At 40.4% G+C, this 21822-nt stretch carries 12 protein-coding genes and 2 tRNA genes; 2 read left to right on the forward strand and 12 right to left on the reverse strand.

All coding sequences use genetic code 11. From position 1 onward, the window contains the following. Window positions 1-331 precede the first annotated feature (331 nt). The 9 genes from ATH1_RS0105820 to ATH1_RS0105870 all read right to left on the reverse strand — a co-directional run bounded on the left by ATH1_RS0105820 (window position 332) and on the right by ATH1_RS0105870 (window position 14630). Window positions 332-1567 carry an isocitrate dehydrogenase (NADP(+)) gene (locus ATH1_RS0105820; protein ID WP_010418844.1) on the reverse strand — a complete coding sequence of 412 codons (1236 nt, stop codon included), beginning with the start codon at window positions 1565-1567 and terminating at the stop codon, window positions 332-334. 231 nt (window positions 1568-1798) lie between these two features. Then, window positions 1799-2080: a hypothetical protein gene (locus tag ATH1_RS0105830; protein WP_010418847.1), complete on the reverse strand. Its 282-nt coding sequence runs from the start codon at window positions 2078-2080 to the stop codon at window positions 1799-1801. Window positions 2081-2412: 332 nt separating this feature from the next. Further along, window positions 2413-3516, reverse strand: a complete 1104-nt coding sequence (locus ATH1_RS0105835; RefSeq protein WP_010418849.1) for a DNA polymerase III subunit gamma/tau — start codon at window positions 3514-3516, stop codon at window positions 2413-2415. Window positions 3517-4045: 529 nt separating this feature from the next. After that, window positions 4046-4792: a 23S rRNA (guanosine(2251)-2'-O)-methyltransferase RlmB gene (gene rlmB, locus ATH1_RS0105840; protein WP_010418852.1), complete on the reverse strand. Its 747-nt coding sequence runs from the start codon at window positions 4790-4792 to the stop codon at window positions 4046-4048. Between the two features lie 125 nt (window positions 4793-4917). Continuing rightward, window positions 4918-6891: an ABC-F family ATP-binding cassette domain-containing protein gene (locus ATH1_RS0105845; RefSeq protein WP_029163980.1), complete on the reverse strand. Its 1974-nt coding sequence runs from the start codon at window positions 6889-6891 to the stop codon at window positions 4918-4920. Window positions 6892-7124: 233 nt separating this feature from the next. Further along, a complete protein-coding gene (locus ATH1_RS0105855; RefSeq protein WP_010418857.1) occupies window positions 7125-9578 on the reverse strand; it encodes a LysM peptidoglycan-binding domain-containing protein in 2454 nt (817 codons plus the stop codon). A gap of 586 nt (window positions 9579-10164) precedes the next feature. Further along, window positions 10165-11616: a chromosomal replication initiator protein DnaA gene (gene dnaA / locus ATH1_RS0105860; protein WP_010418861.1), complete on the reverse strand. Its 1452-nt coding sequence runs from the start codon at window positions 11614-11616 to the stop codon at window positions 10165-10167. Between the two features lie 302 nt (window positions 11617-11918). Next, window positions 11919-13184, reverse strand: coding sequence for an MlaD family protein (locus ATH1_RS0105865; RefSeq protein ID WP_010418864.1), 1266 nt, complete (start codon window positions 13182-13184; stop codon window positions 11919-11921). A gap of 333 nt (window positions 13185-13517) precedes the next feature. After that, window positions 13518-14630 (reverse strand): N-acetylmuramoyl-L-alanine amidase family protein, encoded by a 1113-nt coding sequence (locus tag ATH1_RS0105870; RefSeq protein ID WP_010418866.1) that lies wholly within the window; start codon window positions 14628-14630, stop codon window positions 13518-13520. A 280-nt stretch (window positions 14631-14910) separates the two neighbouring features. Between ATH1_RS0105870 and ATH1_RS0105875 the strand changes: the two genes are divergently transcribed. Further along, the gene (locus ATH1_RS0105875) at window positions 14911-17619 is read left to right on the forward strand and encodes a putative LPS assembly protein LptD (RefSeq protein WP_245531722.1); all 2709 of its coding nucleotides are present in this window, start codon (window positions 14911-14913) and stop codon (window positions 17617-17619) included. A gap of 375 nt (window positions 17620-17994) precedes the next feature. On the opposite strand, the gene ATH1_RS0105880 is transcribed toward ATH1_RS0105875, so the two are convergent. Beyond that, window positions 17995-18082: transfer RNA gene (locus ATH1_RS0105880), tRNA-Ser, on the reverse strand. Window positions 18083-18096: 14 nt separating this feature from the next. Then, window positions 18097-18173, reverse strand: a tRNA-Trp gene (locus tag ATH1_RS0105885). A 223-nt stretch (window positions 18174-18396) separates the two neighbouring features. On the opposite strand from ATH1_RS0105885, the gene ATH1_RS0105890 reads away from it, so the two are divergent. Continuing rightward, window positions 18397-19287, forward strand: a complete 891-nt coding sequence (locus tag ATH1_RS0105890; RefSeq protein ID WP_010418873.1) for a tetratricopeptide repeat protein — start codon at window positions 18397-18399, stop codon at window positions 19285-19287. A 369-nt stretch (window positions 19288-19656) separates the two neighbouring features. Here ATH1_RS0105890 and ATH1_RS0105895 read toward each other — a convergent pair whose 3' ends face one another. Continuing rightward, window positions 19657-21123, reverse strand: a complete 1467-nt coding sequence (locus ATH1_RS0105895) for a sensor histidine kinase (RefSeq protein WP_010418876.1) — start codon at window positions 21121-21123, stop codon at window positions 19657-19659. Window positions 21124-21822 lie beyond the last annotated feature (699 nt).

A 21822-nucleotide genomic window follows, 5' to 3' on the forward strand; every position in this document is an offset into this window, starting at 1 on the left:
GATGGTTAGATTTTTAGGTGAAACGAGCATGGCATTGTTTTTCCACAATCAAAACATGTATAAGTTCTTGCATGCGAGTTCCATCCGACCCTAAAAATAAATTTTATATGGATGAAACTATTATTTTTGATTACTTTTAAAGTGCATCCGACTTTTCGGAGTTAACTCAACAATGAGTTTGGCAACAAATATGCTTTTTTAGACCGCACTCATCTATTGTTTAGAAAGTTTATATAAAAATCACAACTATCTCTATATAAAAACTTTACGTCTTTGTGTCTCCGCGTTTTAGCTATTTTCAACGAACTATTATTATATAATCTGAACAATACTACTGGCACCCATCCATTTTCACCTTCAGGTTTTCAGCCAGCGCTTCCATAAAGGCTTCGGTATTGAGGTAGTGTTCTTCTTTCATGTCTTTGCCGTGAATGGTAAGTGCAAGGTCTTTGGTCATTTTACCGCTTTCTACTGTATCGACACAAACCTGTTCGAGTGTAAGGGCAAATTTAATGAGTTCTTCGTTACTGTCGAGTTTTCCACGAAATTCAAGTCCGCGTGTCCAGGCAAAAATGGATGCAATGGGATTGGTTGATGTGGGTTTGCCTTGCTGATGCAAACGAAAGTGGCGGGTAACGGTTCCATGGGCAGCTTCAGCTTCCATCGTTTGGCCATCGGGTGTCACCAGAGTTGATGTCATCAGTCCAAGAGAACCAAATCCCTGTGCAAGGGTATCCGACTGGACATCGCCATCGTAGTTTTTACAGGCCCACACAAAACGACCATTCCATTTCAGGGCAGCTGCCACCATATCGTCAATCAGGCGGTGCTCGTAAGTAATGCCAAGTTCTTCAAATTTTTCTTTGTAATCGCTCTCATAAATCTCCTGGAAGATGTCTTTGAAGCGACCGTCGTATTTTTTGAGAATTGTATTCTTGGTAGAAAGATAGAGCGGCCATTTTTTCATAATAGCCTGGTTAAAGCAACTGTGAGCAAAACCGCGGATACTCTCATCGGTATTGTACATGGCCATAGCAACGCCATCGCCTTCAAAGTCATAAACGTTATATTCCTGAGGCTCTGAACCATCTTCAGGGGTAAAAGAAATGGTCAGTTTACCTTTTCCTTTGGTTACAAAGTCGGTGGCACGATATTGGTCGCCAAATGCATGACGGCCTATACAAATCGGATGTTCCCAGCCCGGAACAAGGCGTGGTATATTTTTTATCAGAATAGGTTCACGAAAAACGGTTCCGCCAATAATATTACGGATGGTACCATTGGGTGACTTCCACATCTTTTTGAGGCCAAACTCCTCTACCCTTTTTTCGTCAGGCGTAATTGTAGCACATTTAATTCCCACATGATACTTTTGAATAGCTTTTGCAGCTTCCACGGTGATTTGGTCATCGGTAGCATCCCTGTTCTGAATGCTCAGATCATAATACTTAATATCCAGATCGAGATAAGGTAGAATAAGCTGTTCTTTAATCATTTTCCAGATGACTCTGGTCATCTCATCACCATCCAGTTCAACAACCGGATTCTGTACTTTAATTTTCGTCATAGGTCAATTTTATTTGTATATCAACTAGGTCAAATAAACAACACATCAAAAAGCGACAAAGTTCAGCTTAACCACAATATTTGAATACTTTATCAGTAAAACCAACTTACATTTTTTACATCACAGCAGCAGATATCTTTGTAAACAAAACGGCGGAGCCGGCGGGAGAAATTAAAGCTCCATGCTTGATTCTTTCTACGGCTTCTGCCTTCTGCATGTACTTACATCCACCTATTCCAGATCAAGATTCAGAGCATCTTTAAGTTTGTTAAGCACAGGATTTTTCTCTGCCAGTAGTTTATATTTATCCGCAACGGTAAAAGCCTTCTGTGGCCCTGTTCCCTCCCGAACATATTCTATCTCCAACCGGAGTCCTGCATTTTTCAGTTCCCTCCTCAAATAGTTAAACAAAGGAGTTTTCTCCTTCAATAATTCCACTTCCTGAGTTTCATTCTGAAGGGGGAAAACCACCACCTGCGTTCCCTTAAGACGAGGTGAATGAGCCGTCAGCATGCTGAAGAGTCTTGGATTCTTTGATTCTATAGAGCGCGCATAGGCATTCCACACTTTCTGCAACTCTTCGGCAGTAAATTCATTGTTCCATGAAGGGTCTATTTCCTCCCCGTCAGAAGGTTCTCTGACAACATTCTGTTGTTGGCTTTGTACCCGGGAAGTTCCTTTTGCATTGGTGAACTCCTTTATAGAAAAACTCTTTAAAGTTTTGCCACCCGACTTAGCGGTACCACCTTTACTTCCTTGTGCATGGGAAATAGTTCCGGGTTTGGAAAGGGGTGTCTTTTCCTCAACTCTGGTTGAGAGAGAAGAACTTTCTTCAACTTTGGTTTCTACTTTTTTTTTTCGGTAAGAAGGCGCGACAATTTTATAAGCGCAAATTCGGTATGCAATCTTTTATTCCTGGCTGACCGAAACTGAAGGTCGCATTGAGTTGCAATTTCTAAAGCTTTAACCAGAAAATCTACCTGACACTTACGCGCTTGTTCAAGATATTTTTCGCGAATAGAAGCACCTACCTCCAGCAGTCCAAGTGTTGCCTCGTCTTTACACATCAGCAGATCGCGAAGATGACTGCAGAGACCGGCCACAAAATGTCCCTCCTCAAATCCGTTGTCCAATATTTCATCAAGTATGAGTAATGAAGATTTCGTATCTTCATTCAGGAATGCATCCATCAGTTTAAAATAATAATCATAATCCAGAACATTAAGATTATCAATCACCTGCTGATAAGAGACATTTTTCCCCGAAAAAGCCACAATCTGATCGAAAATGGATAATGCATCACGCATAGCCCCGTCGGCTTTCTGAGCTATAACATTGAGGCCTTCTTCCTCGACCACCACACCTTCCAGTCGGGCCACTTTTTTAAGGTGTTCTACAGCATCCTCGACCTTGATACGTTTAAAATCAAAAGTCTGACAACGCGAAAGAATAGTGGGCAATATTTTGTGTTTTTCGGTGGTGGCAAGAATAAAAATCGCATGCCTGGGAGGTTCTTCAAGGGTTTTCAGGAAAGCATTAAACGCCTGTTGCGAGAGCATGTGCACCTCATCGATGATATACACGCTGTAATTCCCCATTTGGGGTGGTATCCGCACCTTATCTATCAGCGACCGGATATCTTCTACAGAATTATTACTGGCAGCATCAAGTTCGTGGATATTGTAAGACCCGTTCTCATTAAAGGCACGGCAGGAATCACATTCGTTGCACGCTTCAAAATCAGAAGTTATATTTTTGCAGTTGATTGTTTTTGCGAAAATTCTGGCACAGGTTGTTTTACCTACCCCGCGAGGGCCACAAAACAGGTAAGCATGCGCCAGTTGCTGATTTTTTATGGCATTTTTCAGCGTAGTAGTAATGTTCTTCTGTCCTACTACCGAATCAAACGTATCAGGTCTGTATTTTCGTGCGGAAACGATGTATTCCATAATTTTTATCTAAAACAAGATATCGAAAGATTTTTAGATATCAGATTCAAGGATTCATAAAACATTGACATAAAACTTTAACACCTAATCCGGACAACCCAGAGCCAAAATCACTAAAAAGCTTAATTCATAATTTGTTGGATTAGCTAATTGCTACGCAATTATTTTTTGCCGTCAACGAAACGACTGGAATGAGTTCGATAACTCCTTAAAAAATCAATTATGATATTGTCAATGACACGAATGACTGTCGCATCAAGGATGCGACTAAATTCGTGTTAATTCGCGAAAATTCGGTGATCCAAACAATAAATGGCGCAGCCATTTTATAAATATTTTACCAAAAAATGAGTGCGGTATAAAAAGCATTTTTTTGTCAAAATCGAGGCGTTTTAAATTTTTGTACCAGAATTAACTTGTTGTTAATAAGGATGCAAAAATTTAAAACAACAACGAGTTTGGCAACAAAGATGCTATTGGTACCAGGCTCATTGATAAAAACGGAACAAATATAATCAAAAGCACCGGGTCATCCAACATTCGTTTTATCCCTATGGCGGAGAACTTCATAAATGAGGATTCCTGCGGCCACAGAAACATTAAGGGACCCTATTTCTCCCCTGACGGGAATTGACACATGAGCATCCGCCATTTTTAGCAGCTGCGATGATATTCCTTTGTCTTCGGCCCCCAGGATAAGCGCTACCGGTCCCTTGTATTCAGCTTTCCGGTAGTCTGTATCGCCTTTCTCAGAAGCTGCTGCAATGGTAAAACCACGATTTTTCAAATGTTTTAAAACAAAATAAAGATTCTTTTCGCGGCATACCGGAATACGAAATAACGCGCCTGCCGATGTTTTTATGGCATCAGGCGTTACCGACACGCTTCCTTTTTCGGGTAATACGATGGCATCTACTCCGGCACATTCAGCTGTACGGGCAATAGCTCCGAAATTCCTCACATCGGTAATCCCGTCAAGGAGAAGAACAAAAGGAGACCTGCCTTCTTCAAGAGATTTTCCGACAATCTGTTCTATATTCTGATATTCAACGGGTGGAAGATAAGCTATAACCCCCTGATGATTTTTCCGGGTAACCCAGTCGATTCGTTCGGGTTTCACCTGTTTAAAATTGATTCCTTTTTCCTGAATAAGCTCTGTCAGTTCTTTGGCCAATGGCCCTTTAAGATTCTGACTGATCAGTATCCTGTCAATGTCACGCCCACCCTGGATGGCCTCCATGACAGGTCGAATACCGAATATGATGTTCTTTTCCATGCAGATAAATTTAATTCGTGTCTGTCCTTTAAGTGCGATTTACTTGTGTTATGCTCGTCCGAAAATTACTCATTCACGAAACAGGCATGGCAAAGTTTGCCGCAATAAGAAAGTCAGTACGGGTTTCAGGCATCCATTGCGGATCTTTTCTTCTCCAGTTGTTTCAGTTCAGCATGCGCGGATTCCCACTGGTTCATCTTTTTCTCCATTTTGTCATTCAATTCCACAAATTCTTCAAAAAGAGAAGTATCTATAGCATTCTCCGAATCTCTATTCATTTTTGACATTACCCTGTCAATTTCCGCTTCAATCTGCGTAATGGCCTTTTCCAAGGCATTCACTTCATTTTCTGCCTTTTTTATGCTTTTATTGAGTTCTTTACGCTCAGCAAAGGCAGCTTTTCCACTTTTATTTTTCCGCGTCATAGCACTTCCGGAAAAGTTCTTATTCTCCTTTATCCCGGCCGGCTGTTTTTCCAGTTCCTGAAGGTTAGCCATTCGTTTTTTCTCAAGGAACTCATAAATGCCACCGAGATGTTCTTTAATTGTTTTGTCTGAAAACTCAAAGATTCTGGTCACCAATCCATCCAAAAATTCACGGTCGTGCGATACAACAAGTACCGTGCCTTCGAAGTCGTTCAGTGCCTGTTTCAAAATATCCTTCGATCGCATATCCAGGTGGTTGGTGGGCTCGTCCAGTATCAGGAAATTTACCGGTTCAAGTAACAATAATACCATGGCCAGGCGGGTACGCTCACCTCCTGATAATACAGAAACTTTCTTGTCAACTTCTTCGCCGCTAAACATGAAAGCGCCAAGTAAATCGCGAATCCTGGTGCGCACCTCCCCGGTTGCCACATTATCGACTGTTTCCAGGACGGTTAGGTTTTCTTTTAATTGTTCAGCCTGATTCTGAGCAAAATATCCTATTTTTACCTGATGCCCGATACGAATAGTGCCCTGATGATCAAGCTCCTGCATAATAATGCGTGCAAGGGTTGTTTTCCCTTCACCGTTTCGTCCCACAAAAGCCACCTTTTCACCTCTTTCGATGGTGAAATTTATATCTTCAAGTACTTTCAGGTTACCGTACGACTTACCAATGTGTTTTCCTTCAACGACAATTTTACCAGAGTGGGGAGCCGGCGGAAATTTAATATTCAGCTTACTGTTATCCACCTCATCCACCTCAATACGGTCGAGTTTTTCCAGTTGTTTTATGCGCGACTGTACCTGTACCGCCTTTGTTGCTTTGTACCGAAACCGTTCAATAAATTGTTCGGCATCTTCTATCATTTTTTGCTGATTACGATAAGCTGCCAGTTGCTGCTCACGACGTTCTTTCCTCAACTCGACAAAGCGTGAATAAGGTGCCTTATAATCGTAAATCTTTCCAAGAGAAATTTCTATGGTACGGGTGGTCACATTGTCAAGAAAAGCTTTATCGTGGGAAATAAGCACCAATGCGCCACTGTAATTTCCGAGAAACTCTTCAAGCCATGTAATAGATTCAATATCAAGATGATTGGTAGGCTCATCGAGTAGAAGAAGATCGGGTTTGCGCAGTAATATCTTAGCCAGTTCGATTCGCATGCGCCAGCCACCACTGAACTCTGATGTGGGTCGTGAAAAATCGCCGGGGCGAAATCCCAACCCTTTCAGGGTTACTTCTATGCGCGACTTATAATCCTGACCTCCAAACATATTGAATCGTTCTGTTGCTTCGCTAAGCTTTTCTATCAATCCCATGTAGTCATCGGAATGATAATCATCGCGTTGATGAATCGCCTGGTTCAGGCGGTCAATTTCCCTCTCAAGTTCCTTCAATTCCCAAAAAGCCTGTTCGGTTTCTTCTACAACAGAATAGCGGTCATCGTGTTTCATCACCTGTGGAAGGTATCCAATGGTAAAATCTTTGGGTTTGGTTATTTCACCGGATGTAGGTTTTTGTAAACCGTAAATCACTTTCAGAAGAGTGGATTTACCGGCACCGTTTTTCCCGACCAACCCAACACGATCGCGGGGATTAATTAAGAATGAGATATCCTCGAAAAGAACAAACGTACCAAAATCAAGTGTCAAGTGATTGACCGAAAGCATATTGTTTCAGATATTTTATTAGTGACTGTCCGGAAAGTGCCTGCTGCAATGCCTGCCCCGATATCATCGGGGGCGCTTGCGAATACCCAAAAACGGAGTCCCGAAGGTGCTTTTTGTTGGTTTTTTAATAAACCTTACAAATGCTACTTCGGGATGAATATTTTGTCAGCAATCGTAAAGCAGCAAATTTCACTTTATGAACAGACACGAATTAATGAATCGTATTTTATTGTTTAAAACGGTTGAAATGACTCTTCTGCTGTTACCGGTAAAACAGAGGGGAATGTTAATAACGGGACCCTTTTAACCTCATAGCCCGGCAAAAATTTCAGCAGAAAAATACCTTCATTATAAAAACCGCCCCAATTGGATATTCGTTTGAATGAAAAATTAAATTGAACGGGCTGAACATTGAGTGGATCCGGGCAATACTCAAAATGTAACCCTCGTTGTGCCAGCGCCGAAATAAAATAATAAGTGACGTCATATCCCCACGCTCCATAACGGGAATATCCTGAAGAGGATGAAGAATTCTGAAAGTACGGGGATACGGCATGAGGTTCGGTATAATACCAATCGCGATACTTCTCAATGAATCGTTTTGTTTGAGTGTTATCGTAATCGAACGCGAAAAAAGTAAAAATACTGGCATTCAGACGAAACATATCTTCAGGCTCAATAGATTGGGCACGCAGCCATTCGGTCATTCCAAACAGATGAACAGGCACGCCGTGCGTTTCTGCAATTCCGGCCAGGGTAGGAACAATTTTAGAAATTGTGGCTTCCTGATTGGTTGGTACCACCACATAATTTCTTTTCAGGGGATCGAGTAAAGCTTCCAGATTGGTCATATCCTCATTACCTCCCATACGGTACTCCAGATAATTGATATTTTTATTAAGGGCAAATTCGTTAAAAAATACCTTCTGCCTCAACTGTTCAAGGAAACGTGTAGCATACTCATCTTCCTCCTCGGGAAGTATGGCCAGGAGATTGTAGTTTTCGGACTGACGAACAATTTCCGTGGCCATTTTATCAAAAACCAGAGTATCGGGTGTATTTATTTGAAAGAGATAGGGATTTCGCTCCAATTCGTGGTTGACGTTGGAAAGGGGATAAACCAACTTAATCTGATGATTCAAGGCAAAGTCGGACACCGGTTTAAGATTTTCCGATCGTGCCGGCCCAATAATCATATCCACCTTGCTGAGTTCACTTCCATTGACATCCAAAAAGTCTTTAATTGATAAGTTATCAGATGCTATATCAAAGACAGACAATTCCACGTTTATATTTTCTTGCTTCAATTTATCCAGAGCCAGAAGTACTCCTTCATAAAACTCGGCAAAAACAACAGAACGACGTGGCAGTACAGGATTTTGCCGCACCGTTCTTATGGTATCGCCATTCTGTTTCTTTTCAACAATATTGGCTTTTTCTGTTGCATCCAGATCAAAGGGCAAAAGCAGTGCAATCCTGACCGGTCGCAAAATACTACCTACATTATTTTTGTTAATGCAAAGACTGTCAGAAGGAACCAGTCCTGAATATTTCACGGAGTCGATACCGGACTCGACCATTTCCCGGCCACCTTCAGGCGTTCCCGGATAATTCAAAACAAACCACTGATTGGTGGGAATCTTCAATTCGGTACCTCTTCGAAGATTAGAAAAGTCTACCCCCGGATTTACCTTACGGATGATATCCATATCTACGTCGTATTGTCTTGAAATGGAAAAAAGCGTTTCATGACGTCTCACTTTATGCGTTTCAAACATATCTTTGTCCTTCACCTCCTGTTTTTCAGCATATTGATTTTCAACCGGACGTGGTATCCGAAGCATATACCCCGGTTTTAAATCGTCGGGGTCTATATCCGGATTGACTCTTCTAAGCTCATCAACTTCTATCTGGTAAAGACGGCTTATTGAATAAAGTGTTTGTCCGAGTTTGATTTCATGATAATTATACCTCTCACCTTCCATGTAACCCGGTTCATCTCCGGCTGCTAAATCCTGTCTCTTACCGGGTTCTTGCCGGGCAGGGATTCTGATAACCGATCCCACAACCAGAACACCACTACGGAGACCGGGATTAAGCTGAAGAATATCGTTCACAGTAGTACCCAGCCTTCTGGAAAGCGAGTAAAGTGTATCCCCGGCTTTTATTTCATATAACTTAAAATTATCATCCGCATATTGCCGGGTCTGTTCATGTTCCACATCAACAGGAACTTTTATAATACTTCCTACCGTTAATCTTTGCCTGGAACCAGGATTATATTTATAAATATCTTCAATATCAACATCGTATTTCCTCGAAATAAACCATACAGTTTGACCTTTTTCAACAGTATGCAGTATAAAGTTACCGGAGCTTTCAACCTCTTCGGAACTCGCATTACGACCTTCAATGACAGGAATCCGGAGAATTTGCCCCTTAAGAAGTCCTCCACCCTCCAATTGAGGGTTGGCATCAAGTATCTCCTGTTGCGAAACATTGTACTGACGAGCAATGGAATAAAAACCTTCACCGGCCTGAACGACATGAAGAAAAAATTCTTCCCCGTCGATAATAATGCGTTTACGGGTAGTTTCTTCTTGTGCATGAACGAAAAACACTGAGGAAAAAAATAGTCCTACGGTCAATAAAAAAACTAAAGCCGGTTTTGAAAAGTTTTTTAGCATGGTAAAAAATTCAAAATCTACATTTTACAGACAACTCGTTGTGGATTATATCTGTTTGTTTTTCAATTTTATCTGTATACAATTAATTTTATAAGGCCGGCAGAACCCGCATGAAAAAACTTATGCATACCCTGATCGTAACTCACCTCGCCATGTGTTTAATCCTGTCCCTGTAGACGGGCACTATTTATTCAAAGAAAGTACCAAAGATATGTTTTTTAAAAAAAATATCCCTGCGATAAGGTAAAAAACTAAAATCCCCGGAAATTCAAAAAAATTACCGGGGATTTTTGTATTAACAAACTGAAACGAGCATGGCAAAGATTGTTATAAAATTGTTAGGATTGTTAGCTAATCCAATAAAACTTATAACATTCTAACAACTAACATATTAAGAATATTAAGAATATTAACAACTTTAACAATTCTAACAATTCTAACAGTTGTAACAGTTGTAACAATTTATTAAATGTAAGATAAAACAGATAACCATACCCAGTTCATCAGGCAGTTTCTGCAAGCAATTCTCTGAAGAATCCGGACCTGGCAGGGAAAGATAAATAAACTTCCCGATGAGCAGTTTTTGTTATTGTCTGATAAGTCCCTCAATCTCTTTCAGTTGATGCTTAAATTCGGTATTGGTTTCTTTCAGGTTTTTCACGGTTTTACAGGCATGCAAAACAGTCGCATGGTCACGGTGTCCAATAACTGCACCGATGGCAGAAAGAGAAGAATTGGTCAAATTTTTGGAAAAATACATTGCCACCTGCCGCGCCTGAACAATTTCACGTTTTCGGGTTTTAGACTGAAGTGCATCAGGTTTCAGACCATAGAAATCGCAAACTTTTTTCTGTATCTGGTCTACCGTAATTTCTTTATGCGGTTTCCTTACCAGCCTGTCAACTACACTGCGTGCAATATCAAATGTAATCTCGGCCTTATTAAGCGTGGACATCGCCAATAACGAAATAAGAGCGCCTTCCAGTTCGCGCACATTGTCTGTAATATGCGAAGCTATGTAATGAATGATTTCATCGGAAACGTTAATGCCATCCTTATAGATTTTGCTTTTTAGTATCTCAACCCTTGTTTCGTAGTCGGGAGACTGCAAATCGGCCGGTAACCCCCACTTAAAACGCGTCAACAAGCGCTCTTTCATGCCTTTTAAGTCAACCGGTGCTTTATCTGATGTAAGCACTAACTGTTTCCCCGACTGGTGCAGGTGGTTGAAAATATGAAAAAAGGTATTTTGAGTGCCTTCTTTACCGGCAAGTTCATGTATATCATCAATGATCAATACATCTATCATCTGATAGAAATGCATAAAATCATTGGCAGAATTTCGGGCAACAGAGTCGGTATATTGTGTAGTAAACTTATTGGCGCTGACATAGAGAACCGTTTTTTCGGGATATAGTCTTTTAACCTCAATCCCGATAGCCTGACCCAGATGTGTTTTACCCAGGCCACTGTTACCATAAAGGAAAAGCGGATTAAAAGCTGTTTTGCCGGGATTTTTAGCAACAGCTTCACTGGCGGAACGTGCCAAACGATTGCAATCCCCTTCCACAAAATTTTCAAAGTTATACTCAGGGTTAAGCTGCGGATCGATATTTAATTTCTTAACCCCCGGTATTATAAAAGGATTTCGTATGTGTGGCTGTTCCTGATGACCATATTTTTTGTCAACTGCCCTGTTGCGCAAATCATGCTTGCCCGATGCAGGATAATTTACTGTATAGGCGGGTGAAGCAGAAGGTGACGGTGACCGCTCCATTACCACGCTATATTCCAGCTTGGCACCTGAACCAATCACTTCGCGAAGTGCCGTACTCACCAGTTTAATATATTGCTCTTCAATAAATTCATAAAAGTAGTAGGTTGGCACCTGAATAGTAAGCACTTTGTTCTCCAGTTTCAATGGTACAATGGGCTCGAACCATGTACGGAAATCATTCCCCGGGATAGAAGCCTGAATGTAATTCAGACACTCAGACCAGACTTGCTTATGATCCAGTTTTGTTTCTATGCCTTCCATTTTACGATATGTTAAATATAAATGTTTTCATTCAGGACAAAATTTGCTAAAAAAAACTGGAAAAAAAAATGCCTGAAGGGTTGATTTTTTAGGATTTACTTTATACTGTTAGTATTCAAAGCACTAAAACTAACGCTGCTTAAATAGTTGATAATCAGGTGGCAAATCAAAAAAATTAACTTTCAGTTAACAGTTACAAAACATTGAAGGAAAGTAAATTGAATAAAAATTCAAAAAAAAAATCTTCATTCGTCAAATAATTTTCCGGGCTGTTTTTTCATCAATTCTACTAAACAAAATATTTAATCATTCGTGTCGGAAAGTTTAAGTGCTTTAATGATTTTCACAGGTTTACCTTCTTTGAAGGCAATAATTTTTGCTTCGGGATACTCATGAATAATTTCATCACGAATGCTTTTAATATCGGCATACGAAGAAGAGGCACCCACTGTGTAAGTGTATTTCTCACCATCTGTATCTTCAAAAATACGGTATTTATCCCTTATCATAGTATTCCTGATATCCAATGGTTTATCCGATACTGCCACTCTGACTTTATACACAATGCCCTGCTCTTCGGCTTTTTTGTCGTCAACGTTAATTTCAACCGTTCTTCCAAAATCAATGGCTGAAATGCTCAAATAACGCTTCGGATTGAGGCGTATATCGGCCAATAATCTGTCAAGATTGGCCGAGGCATCCATCAAATTGTAATAAAGTGCTTCATCAGAAAGTAATAGTCCAAGGCTTCCCTCCCCTTCCTGAGCCTGTTTCAGCAGAGAATTCAGAATAAAAAGGCTCGAATCAAGTTTCCCGGCCAATGACTCAAGTTCAAGTCTTGCAAGTTGTTCACTAAAGTCTTCCACATTTTTTATGGTTGCTGAAACAGAAAGACGTTGCCGGCTAAGTTCCCCGGAGATAGTATCTATATTGGCCAAAGAATTACGCAACGCGCCGCCTTTAGACATAACAGTATTAAATTCGGCAGTCGTTTTCTCCAGGTTTTGCATCATTTGCCGGAAACTTTTCAGTCCTTCTTCAAAGCTTTGATTGTTGGTATCGGATAAGATACCGGACAAGCCGGATAAAGTGGAATCAATTCTTACAATGAGTGCTTCTACCTTATCTTTAATGGGCATAACCTGGGTGGCTAGCTGGTCCATTATTGCCGGCTTTATGCTTGTTTGCAATGTATCGCCAGGTTCAAGAAGCTCATCCGGTTGACCGTCCAGAAATTGCACTGCCATGCTTCCCATGAGGTCGAAGCTATAAATTTGAGCTACCGTACTTCTGTATACCGGTAACTCTCTATTCAGTGAGAATGTTACAATAAATTTTTTCTCTCTTTCCGGATAGAATTTTATTTCTCTGACACTGCCCACCTTGTATCCATTGTAATAAACGGGATTGGCTTCGGTAAGTCCCTCCAGCCTGGGATAAATGCCGTAATAAACAGTTCCTGTATCAAAAATATCCTTACCTTTCAAGAAATTAACGCCCCACAGCAAAACAACCAGGGCTGTAATAACGGTCAAAGCAATTTTATACTCCTTTTTTAGATTTATCATGAATACATCATTTAGTTTAGTGTCTGTACATATCAATGTCATTTACTACTTTCGCTTGTAAATGACACCTTCAGAACAGTCAGATGATTAGTAATATGCTTTCCCGACCTTATAGCCACGTACAATTTATGGTCATGGACGATGCATTTTTATTGATTGTTGAATAAATGCGCTATTTTTCGTTAAGTTTTTCATAAACATTGTAAATCAGCTGTTTGTAATAACCACAGGAATTTGTAAAGGCACTGAATATTAACTTTATACATTCCTCATTACCCGATAGAAGACCGGGCAGAAAGGTTTCTAAAAAACCAACCGGTTTATTTTATCCTGTCAGGGGATAACCCTTTCTCCGTTGCGAAAACCTACGATGAAGCAATCAGGAACTTTTTCCCTTATTTCAGGAAGAATTTTTTCTATTTCCTCATGACTGTAAGCAAGTCCTGTCGTATATTTATAATAGTCTCCTTCTTTGTACTCCCACACATTGTCGAAATATTTATAGGGTCCTTCATCTTCTTTTATTGGCTTTTGCGAACTGGCCACCTGAATTCGGTACTGAATACCTGTAGTATCGTCAGATGAGGGTTCTTTGCCGAATTCGGTAACCATATTTTCGATAGTCTTTGGTTTTTGCTTAACCAAATTGGAGTTCATGGCATCATACCTTTCTTTAAAATCTCTTATCGCCCTGAAGATAGCTGAAGCAAGATAAACCTTTCCATTTTCAGATGCCATAAACCGTTCTTCATAGCGATTGCTGAGAAAACCAACTTCTACCAGTACCCCGGGCATCGAAGTTTCTCTTAAAACCAGAAATCCTGCCTGCTTAACGCCTCTATCGTGGCGTCCCACCCTGCTTTTAAACTGATTCTGAACAGCAGAAGCAAACCCGATACTTTGGTCAAGATACACATTTTGCATCAACTCAAAAATAATATAAGACTCGGTTGAATTGGGATCAAAACCTTCATATTTCGTTTCATAATTGTCCTCCAACACAATTACTGAATTTTCTTTTTTAGCTACTTCAAGGTTCTCTTCAGAGCGGTGAAGTCCCAAAACGAAAGTCTCTGCACCGTAAATACGGGGATTTGTGATTGAATTGGCATGAATCGATACAAAAAGGTCCGCATCATTTTCATTGGCGATACGAGTACGCTCATCAAGAGGTACAAACTTATCCTCCTCGCGCGTCATAACAACATTTAGTTCCGGTAAAAACTTCTTCAAATAATCCCGCACTTTCAAGGCTATATCCAGAACAATATCCTTTTCTTTGCTTTCTCTGCCAATGGCACCTGTATCTTTTCCGCCATGACCGGGGTCGATGACTACCGTTTTCAAAACAATGCTCTCCTCACTTATTGATTGACCGGCCAGTATTGCCGTGAAAAAGCAAAAGAAAAAAAACATCAGCCCTCTAAATACAATATGTAGCTTCATATCTGTTCTCAAAAGTATGCTTATCAAATCCGACGAAACAAAACCAATCCGATACGATTTGATAAATTTATTTCTTTACTGATCTACAAAATTTTGTACAAATTTGAGAGTTTTTGCAACAAATTCCATCCCAAAATTAAAAAATCTTAGTCTTTGTTTTTGTTAAAATGGCCTCAATTTTGCGGTAAAATGCTCTTTAAAGACCTTTTTTTAGCTTATTTTTGTGCTTGATTTTGGAGAGAAAAAATGAAAAATCACCAAGCTTAGAAGCATATACATCTTGATACCAACACTTTGTAAACATACTTCGCTACGATTGACGGTCGGTTTCATATTGACAGTTCTTACCGTTTCTCCTGTATCCACATTGGCACAAGATTCGCCTCTCACAATTAATCAGACCGACACCCTTCAAATCGTCGGAGACACAACATTACAAGAGACCGACACCCTCCAGACAAAAACCAGACCTCCCGTTATAGAAGCCGAAGTAAAATACTCAGCCTCCGATTCGGTTAAATTTACCGGAGGGAAAGTATTTCTTTACGGGGATGCCAGTGTCAGTTATCAGGATGTTTTACTTACCGCCTATAAAATAGAATTGGACCTCGACAGCAGTCTGGCTTATGCAACAGGACGGATCGATTCCACGGGAAATGAAATTGGATTGCCCGTTTTTAAAGATCCCAGCGGAGAATATACCATGCGGTCTATCAAATATAATTTTGAAACGGAAAAAGCCATTATTGAGCATGTTGTAACAGAACAGGGTGAGGGTTACGTTGTCAGCAACAAGGCAAAGAAATTACAGGATAATATATATTACCTGCGAAATGGGAAATACACTACCTGCACCAATCATGATCACCCTCACTTTTATCTTAACCTGACAAAAGCCAAAATCGATCCGGGTAAAAAGATTATCACCGGACCAGCCTATCTGGTTATTGAAGATGTGATAATGCCTGTAGCTGTTCCTTTCGCGTTTGTTCCCAGTTCATCCACATACAGTTCGGGATTCCTACTTCCTTCTTACGGCGAAGAAAGCAACCGTGGGTTTTTCCTTAGAAACGGGGGTTATTACTGGGCAGCCAACGACTATTTCGATCTGTCTGTGACCGGTGATATTTATTCCAATATGTCGTGGGGTACAAGAGTAGCTTCGCGATACAAAGTACGATACAAATTTTCGGGTAATTTCAATTTTCAATACATCACCAATGTTACAAGCGAAAAAGAATTGCCAGACTATAGTAAAAGTAAGGATTTATCCTTAAGCTGGTCGCACAGTCAGGATGCCAAAGCCAATCCTTACAGTCGTTTTTCAGCCAGTGTAAACTTTTCTACAAGCTCATTCGACCGTAATAATGTAGGCAGCATTATTAACCCGAGACAACTTGCAACCAACACCAAGCGTTCCAGCATTTCCTATTCCAAACAATGGCCCGATAGTCCTTTTAGTCTGTCAGCCAACCTTCAGCATTCACAAAACAGCAGGGATACTACTATTGATCTGACTTTACCAAACCTGACACTGACGATGAACCGTATTTATCCTTTTAAAGACAAAGACAGAATAGGTTCGCAAGAGAAATGGTACGAAAAAATCAGTATGAGTTATACCGGAAATGCCAGTAACAGAATTTCAACCAAAGAAAGTGAACTGTTTGATTCCAGTCTTGCCCAGGATTGGAAAAACGGTATTCAGCATACTATCCCCGTAAGCATGAATTTCAAACTTTTCAGGCATTTTACTCTTTCTCCAAGCTTCAATTACAAAGAGCGCTGGTACTTTAAATCCATCGAGAAATCATACGACCAGGAAAAACACCAGGTGGTGGTATCAGACACCATACAGGGATTTAACAGGGTTTATGATTACAGTTTCTCAGTAGGCACACAAACCAAGATATATACTTTCTTTCGTCCCAGCCGCTGGTTGTTTGGCGATGGCATTCAGGCCATCAGGCACATGATGACGCCTTCTGTGAGTATGTCTTATCGTCCCGATTTTGGTGATCCAAAATACGGTTATTACGACTGGTTTGAATATTACGACCCAAATCGTGATGAAATAGTAAGGCATGATTATTCGATATATGAAGGTGCCATGTACGGAGTACCCGGACGCGGTAAATCCGGCTCTATGAGCATTGGGCTGAATAATAATATTGAAATGAAAGTAAAAAGCCGGAAAGACAGTACCGGGTTCAAAAAAATACCACTTCTGGAATCACTGAACTTTAGTACTTCATACAATTTTCTGGCCGACTCGCTGAAATGGTCCAGGATCAACATGAGCGGACGAACAAAAGTCTTAGGTACTTCCATCAATTTCAATGCTGTTTTTGACCCCTACACCATTCAATTGAACGAATATGGAAATCCGGTAAGAGTTGACCGGCTGCTGTGGAAAGATAAAAGAAAAATTGCCCGGCTGGAAAATGCCAGCCTGAGTTTCGGGCTTAACTTCGGAGCTGAAACTTTTAAGAAAAAAGACAAGCAGAAAAAGGGCCAGAACACCGATAGCCAGTTCCCTGACCAGGATAATAACCTTGAAAACCGAACCGAAGGGCCTCCTAAGCCTCAAACTTCCGCGGTAACACCCCGGTACGCCGATTTTTCTATGCCCTGGAATATGTCACTCAACTATAATATGCGCATCGTTCAGGATAAATTTAACAAGGAAAAAATGGCGTACGATAAAAAATTTACTGCCGATATTAGCCTGAACGGGAATCTTGAATTGACAAAAAAATGGTCCATTAATTTTTCTACCGGTTACAATGTAGACAGAAATGAAATATCTCATACCAACATCCGCATCAATCGCGACCTGCACTGCTGGAACATGAGTTTTAATCTCGTTCCCGTCGGAGCCTATAAATCGTATTTCTTCACCATTGCCGTCAACAGCAGTATGCTTCGCGACCTAAAATACGAAAAACGCAGCCATCCAAGAGATAACCCGGGTTTTGGAAGTTTTTAATTAGGGCCTGCTGAATTAGTTTTCTTGCATTTTCGTTGTGCTTCCTAAAAACACATAGAATCGTGCGCCTTTGCTCTTTCTTTACTTGGAATTTCCCCGGTAAAAGCCGGGCGGTGACTTCTTCCTCTTCGTAGGATAGGTAATCCATAACGTAGGCTATGCGTTTTTTGAAATGGTCCAAAGCTGCGTTGATGACTTCCGCTTCAAGAGCATTCTTTTTGGTCTTTTGCGGAGAGTGAGAGATTATTCGCTCCCACAGGCTACAATCACAATCCCGCTCATGATTACAAAGTAATTCGAACCCCCGCCATCCTTTCGTTCGAATCCACTCACTCTCTAACGCAAAAAGCCATCCTTAAAAGGGATGGCTTTTTGCGGAGAGTGAGGGATTCGAACCCTCGATACGCTTTTGGCGTATACACACTTTCCAGGCGTGCGCCTTCGACCACTCGGCCAACTCTCCTTAAATTGAGCACACACACGAGAGAAGAAACTATAACTACCGACACCTGGTTTTGGAGACCAGTGCTCTGGCAACCGAGCTACACCCGTGTGTCGTTCTGTTTACGCGTTGCAAAAATATAATTTTTAAGGCATTTTCTACAATCTTTACAGCGATTTTATTTTTCAAAAACCAGTTTTAGGCACTTGTTTTGCTGTTATGACTATATTATTTTTGTAATTTCTATTCGAAGGGTGTCAATTGTCTCTAAGCAATTGACACCTTTCGGCCGGATACAAACTTAATATGCAGATGCTGCATAAAAAACCGCAAACATGAAAATAAAAAAATTAACGACCTCGTTTCTGCTTCTCGCTCTTTTAGCGGGATGTAATCCCCTAAAACAATTGCAAACCCATCAGGCATCCATTAAGAATGCTTTTGAAGCGGGAAACTACTCAGAAGTCCTTGTTAATTATGAAAAATTAAAAGATTATCATTCTTCAAAGGGCAGCGAAGTTAAAACGGAATATCTCAAAATGGCTGCCGAATCAGCTGTAAAGCTGGAAAGATATCCGATGGCTGAAGAACTTCTTCAGGAATGGCTTGACAGGGACGAAGATTTCGAAGCTGTTAAAATGCTCGCAAGTGTTTACGATCAAACCGGAAAAACCGATAAAGAATATCAATTATGGAATCGGTACTGGGATAAGATAGAATCACCCGAGCTGAAAAAAGAGGTAGGTCAGAAACTTTTTGCCATCGAAATGGATCAAAAAGAGTATGAAAAAGCGCTTGAAAGAGCCAGGCAAATGCCGCCAATGAATGATCCGAGAATTGTATTTCTTCGTGTCAAAGCACTTGAAGCGACAGGCAAAAAGGAAGAAGCCCGCAGCGTATGTAATGCCCTGCTGGAAAAAAACTCTGATTTTAAGCCCGCCCTCGAATGGAAAGCCAAAGATTTATATGAACGAGCCGAAAACTGGTATAAAGCAGAAATGAGTGAATACAATAAAGACCCCAATTATACAGCTTATGTGTACCTAAAGCGGGAATTAAAGAAAATATCCGCTATGTACCGACAAAGCCGGGATATCTTTGAAAAACTTCATCAGGAAGATCCAGACAATCAATTATACATCAAGTATCTGAAAAACATTTACCTGCGACTTGAAATGAATGAAGAAGCAGCAAAGATGGATATGCTTTTGGAAAATCAGAGATAAAGTTGAGGTTAAGGTTAAGGTTGAGGATGAGGTTAAGGTTGAGGATGTTTCCTTAACCTTTTTTTGTGACTTTTTATTTCCGATAGTCCGTTAAAGAAACCTGAACGCAGAGATGTTATATATAATCCTTTGCTAAAAAGATGTGTTTAGAAAAAAACCAGATCATTTATGAGGAAATTATAGCTCACAACTCCCATTCCATAAATCATCCGGCAAAAGTCAATACTCCGTTAAACTTTTACAGTTGCTTGGTAATTAATTGTTTACACAATTAATGGCGCTAATCACAACACCTCATAATAAAAACTTTGCGTCATGGCGTCTCTGCGTTTAGACTTTTTTAACTGACCATTGAAAAAACGAACTGTATTAAAAAGTTGCTTCCGGCAGTACTACCGTAAAACAAGAGCCTTTTCCGGGTTCGCTCTCAACCGCTATCCTGCCATTATTCATTTCCACCATTTCGCGCGAAAGCATAAGTCCCAGTCCTGTACCGGCTTCTTCACTGGTTCCTTTTGTTGACAAATTGCCTGACAAAGAAAATATGCCCTTTTGTTTGGCCGGTTGAATCCCTATTCCGGTATCTTTTACCCGTATCCTGATGTAGCCGTCTTCCCGTTCTGTAAAACACCGTACCTCTCCTCCCGGAGTAGTGAATTTAACGCCGTTATGAACCAGGTTACGAACGATAAACTCGACCATATCTTTGTCGGCTTTAGCTACATCCGCTTCAGAAATATCATTTATTAAACTGATATTCTTTTTATCGGCCTGTTGGCGTAGATGGCAAAAAACTTTTTCCACAATTTCTTTCAGGTTCACTTTAACCGGAACCGGCGACAATTGTCCCAACTGGGACTTCGACCAGGTTAACAGGTCTTCAAGCAACTTGTAGGTTTGTTCGGAAACATCCGATATCTGAGCGGCCATTTTTTTCAACTCCGTTGATGAACAACTGTCCATTCCGTCGCTTAGCAGGGAAGCAAAGCCAATAATTGTTTGGAAAGGACTTCTCAAGTCATGGGCAATAATACTGAATATCTTGTCTTTTGTCTCATTCAATTCACGAAGACGGGCTTCACTCTCTTTTAGTCGCGATTCCATCTTTACTTTTGGACTAATGTCTGTCACCAGTAGGCATTTCTTATTCCTACCCAGCCCGAAAAGTTTGAATTCCAAGACCTTCCCTTTACACATATCTTCCCACTCGTAAACCTCTTCACCATGTTGTACTGTTTTATGTTCCTTCATCAATCCGGCAATATTCTTATTACACATCACCGATGATAACCTTTGATCGATAAAAGAGAGCCGGTTAAAAATAACGGAAGCTTTAAGGTTTGCACGTTCAACAGTAAAATCAATAATTTCACCTTCAGACTTTATGTCATCAAGAATAAGAATGCCTACCGGAGAATTTTCGAAAAGCTTTTCGAACAACTGCTCTCTTATCTCGAGTTGTTCTTTCAGCTTTTTCCTTTCGGAAATGTTAAATTTAACTGCTATATATCCGGTGATAGTAGAATCATCGTCTGAAAAAACAGGTGATATGAAGGTTTTTTCAGAAACTATTTCGCCGCTTTTTGTCCGGTTTACCATGTCACCACTCCAGCTTTTCCCGGCTGAAATGGTTTGCCACAATTCATCATAAAACTGCCTGGAATGAAATCCACTCTTAAGAATAGAAGGCTTCTTTCCTCTTACTTCATCCCTGTTATATCCATAAACCTTTTCAAAGGTTTTATTTACAAAAACGATGGTCCCGTCTGCTTCAGTTATAAAAACAACCCCTTCGGAATTATCAAGCGCATTGACCAGTTGTTGTCCTTTGATCATAAATCATTTTTTTGGTGTTCACCAGACTATACGGCAAGATGCAAAATAAGATTGCTCAATGTAAGCCTATTTTGACGTCAGGTGCAATGTATTCCATAACCGTCAGGAAAAGGATGATGTACGTTCAAACATTGTTTTGTCTGAAATTACCGCAGATTTATCCATCCTTGTTATTTCGCGTTTTTGTTTGTGATTCACACGTTTTCCAAAGCTTATCTGAGTGTGGTATAAAAATACACTACTGTCCGACAAAAAAAAGCATTTAACTTTTTGCGCTCAGGCCGCGCAGGCTTTTACTTTTTTTCCACGAGATAAAAAATTATAAGGCGTTCACGATTTACGCTTCGCTCCAATTCTACAGCAAAAAAAAGTAAACAAATTTTGCGTTAAGTGAGAGCAGTGACCAAACTTGTTTGTGTCAATGCCGAACGCAGCAAAATTCAGCTATGCTAAAAAACGTCGTCGCGCAAAGAAATTCCTATAAATCGGATTGTTTTTCTAAAATCCGAAAACTCGCTTCGCTCAGACAATTCGGATTTACCTCATTATCGTGGTTGCTTTCAAAGGCATTCGGTGAACTCGCAAGCTCGTTTCTTTACGAAAAACAATCCGATTTTCTTAACGAAATTTCTTTGATGCGAACCTGCCTCTGAACTGTGTAAAAGTATTCAGAACGCACATAAATACACGACTTCATTA

This window comes from Anaerophaga thermohalophila DSM 12881 (assembly GCF_000191885.1).
Classification (GTDB): domain Bacteria; phylum Bacteroidota; class Bacteroidia; order Bacteroidales; family Marinilabiliaceae; genus Anaerophaga; species Anaerophaga thermohalophila.

What these genes read in the sequence shown, in the direction of transcription:
- ATH1_RS0105820 (WP_010418844.1), bottom strand. Translation starts at nt 1,567, where the DNA reads ATGACGAAAATTAAAGTACAGAATCCGGTTGTTGAACTGGATGGTGAT.
- ATH1_RS0105830 (WP_010418847.1), bottom strand. Translation starts at nt 2,080, where the DNA reads ATGCTGACGGCTCATTCACCTCGTCTTAAGGGAACGCAGGTGGTGGTT.
- ATH1_RS0105835 (WP_010418849.1), bottom strand. Translation starts at nt 3,516, where the DNA reads ATGGAATACATCGTTTCCGCACGAAAATACAGACCTGATACGTTTGAT.
- rlmB (WP_010418852.1), bottom strand. Translation starts at nt 4,792, where the DNA reads ATGGAAAAGAACATCATATTCGGTATTCGACCTGTCATGGAGGCCATC.
- ATH1_RS0105845 (WP_029163980.1), bottom strand. Translation starts at nt 6,891, where the DNA reads ATGCTTTCGGTCAATCACTTGACACTTGATTTTGGTACGTTTGTTCTT.
- ATH1_RS0105855 (WP_010418857.1), bottom strand. Translation starts at nt 9,578, where the DNA reads ATGCTAAAAAACTTTTCAAAACCGGCTTTAGTTTTTTTATTGACCGTA.
- dnaA (WP_010418861.1), bottom strand. Translation starts at nt 11,616, where the DNA reads ATGGAAGGCATAGAAACAAAACTGGATCATAAGCAAGTCTGGTCTGAG.
- ATH1_RS0105865 (WP_010418864.1), bottom strand. Translation starts at nt 13,184, where the DNA reads ATGATAAATCTAAAAAAGGAGTATAAAATTGCTTTGACCGTTATTACA.
- ATH1_RS0105870 (WP_010418866.1), bottom strand. Translation starts at nt 14,630, where the DNA reads ATGAAGCTACATATTGTATTTAGAGGGCTGATGTTTTTTTTCTTTTGC.
- ATH1_RS0105890 (WP_010418873.1), top strand. Translation starts at nt 18,397, where the DNA reads ATGAAAATAAAAAAATTAACGACCTCGTTTCTGCTTCTCGCTCTTTTA.
- ATH1_RS0105895 (WP_010418876.1), bottom strand. Translation starts at nt 21,123, where the DNA reads ATGATCAAAGGACAACAACTGGTCAATGCGCTTGATAATTCCGAAGGG.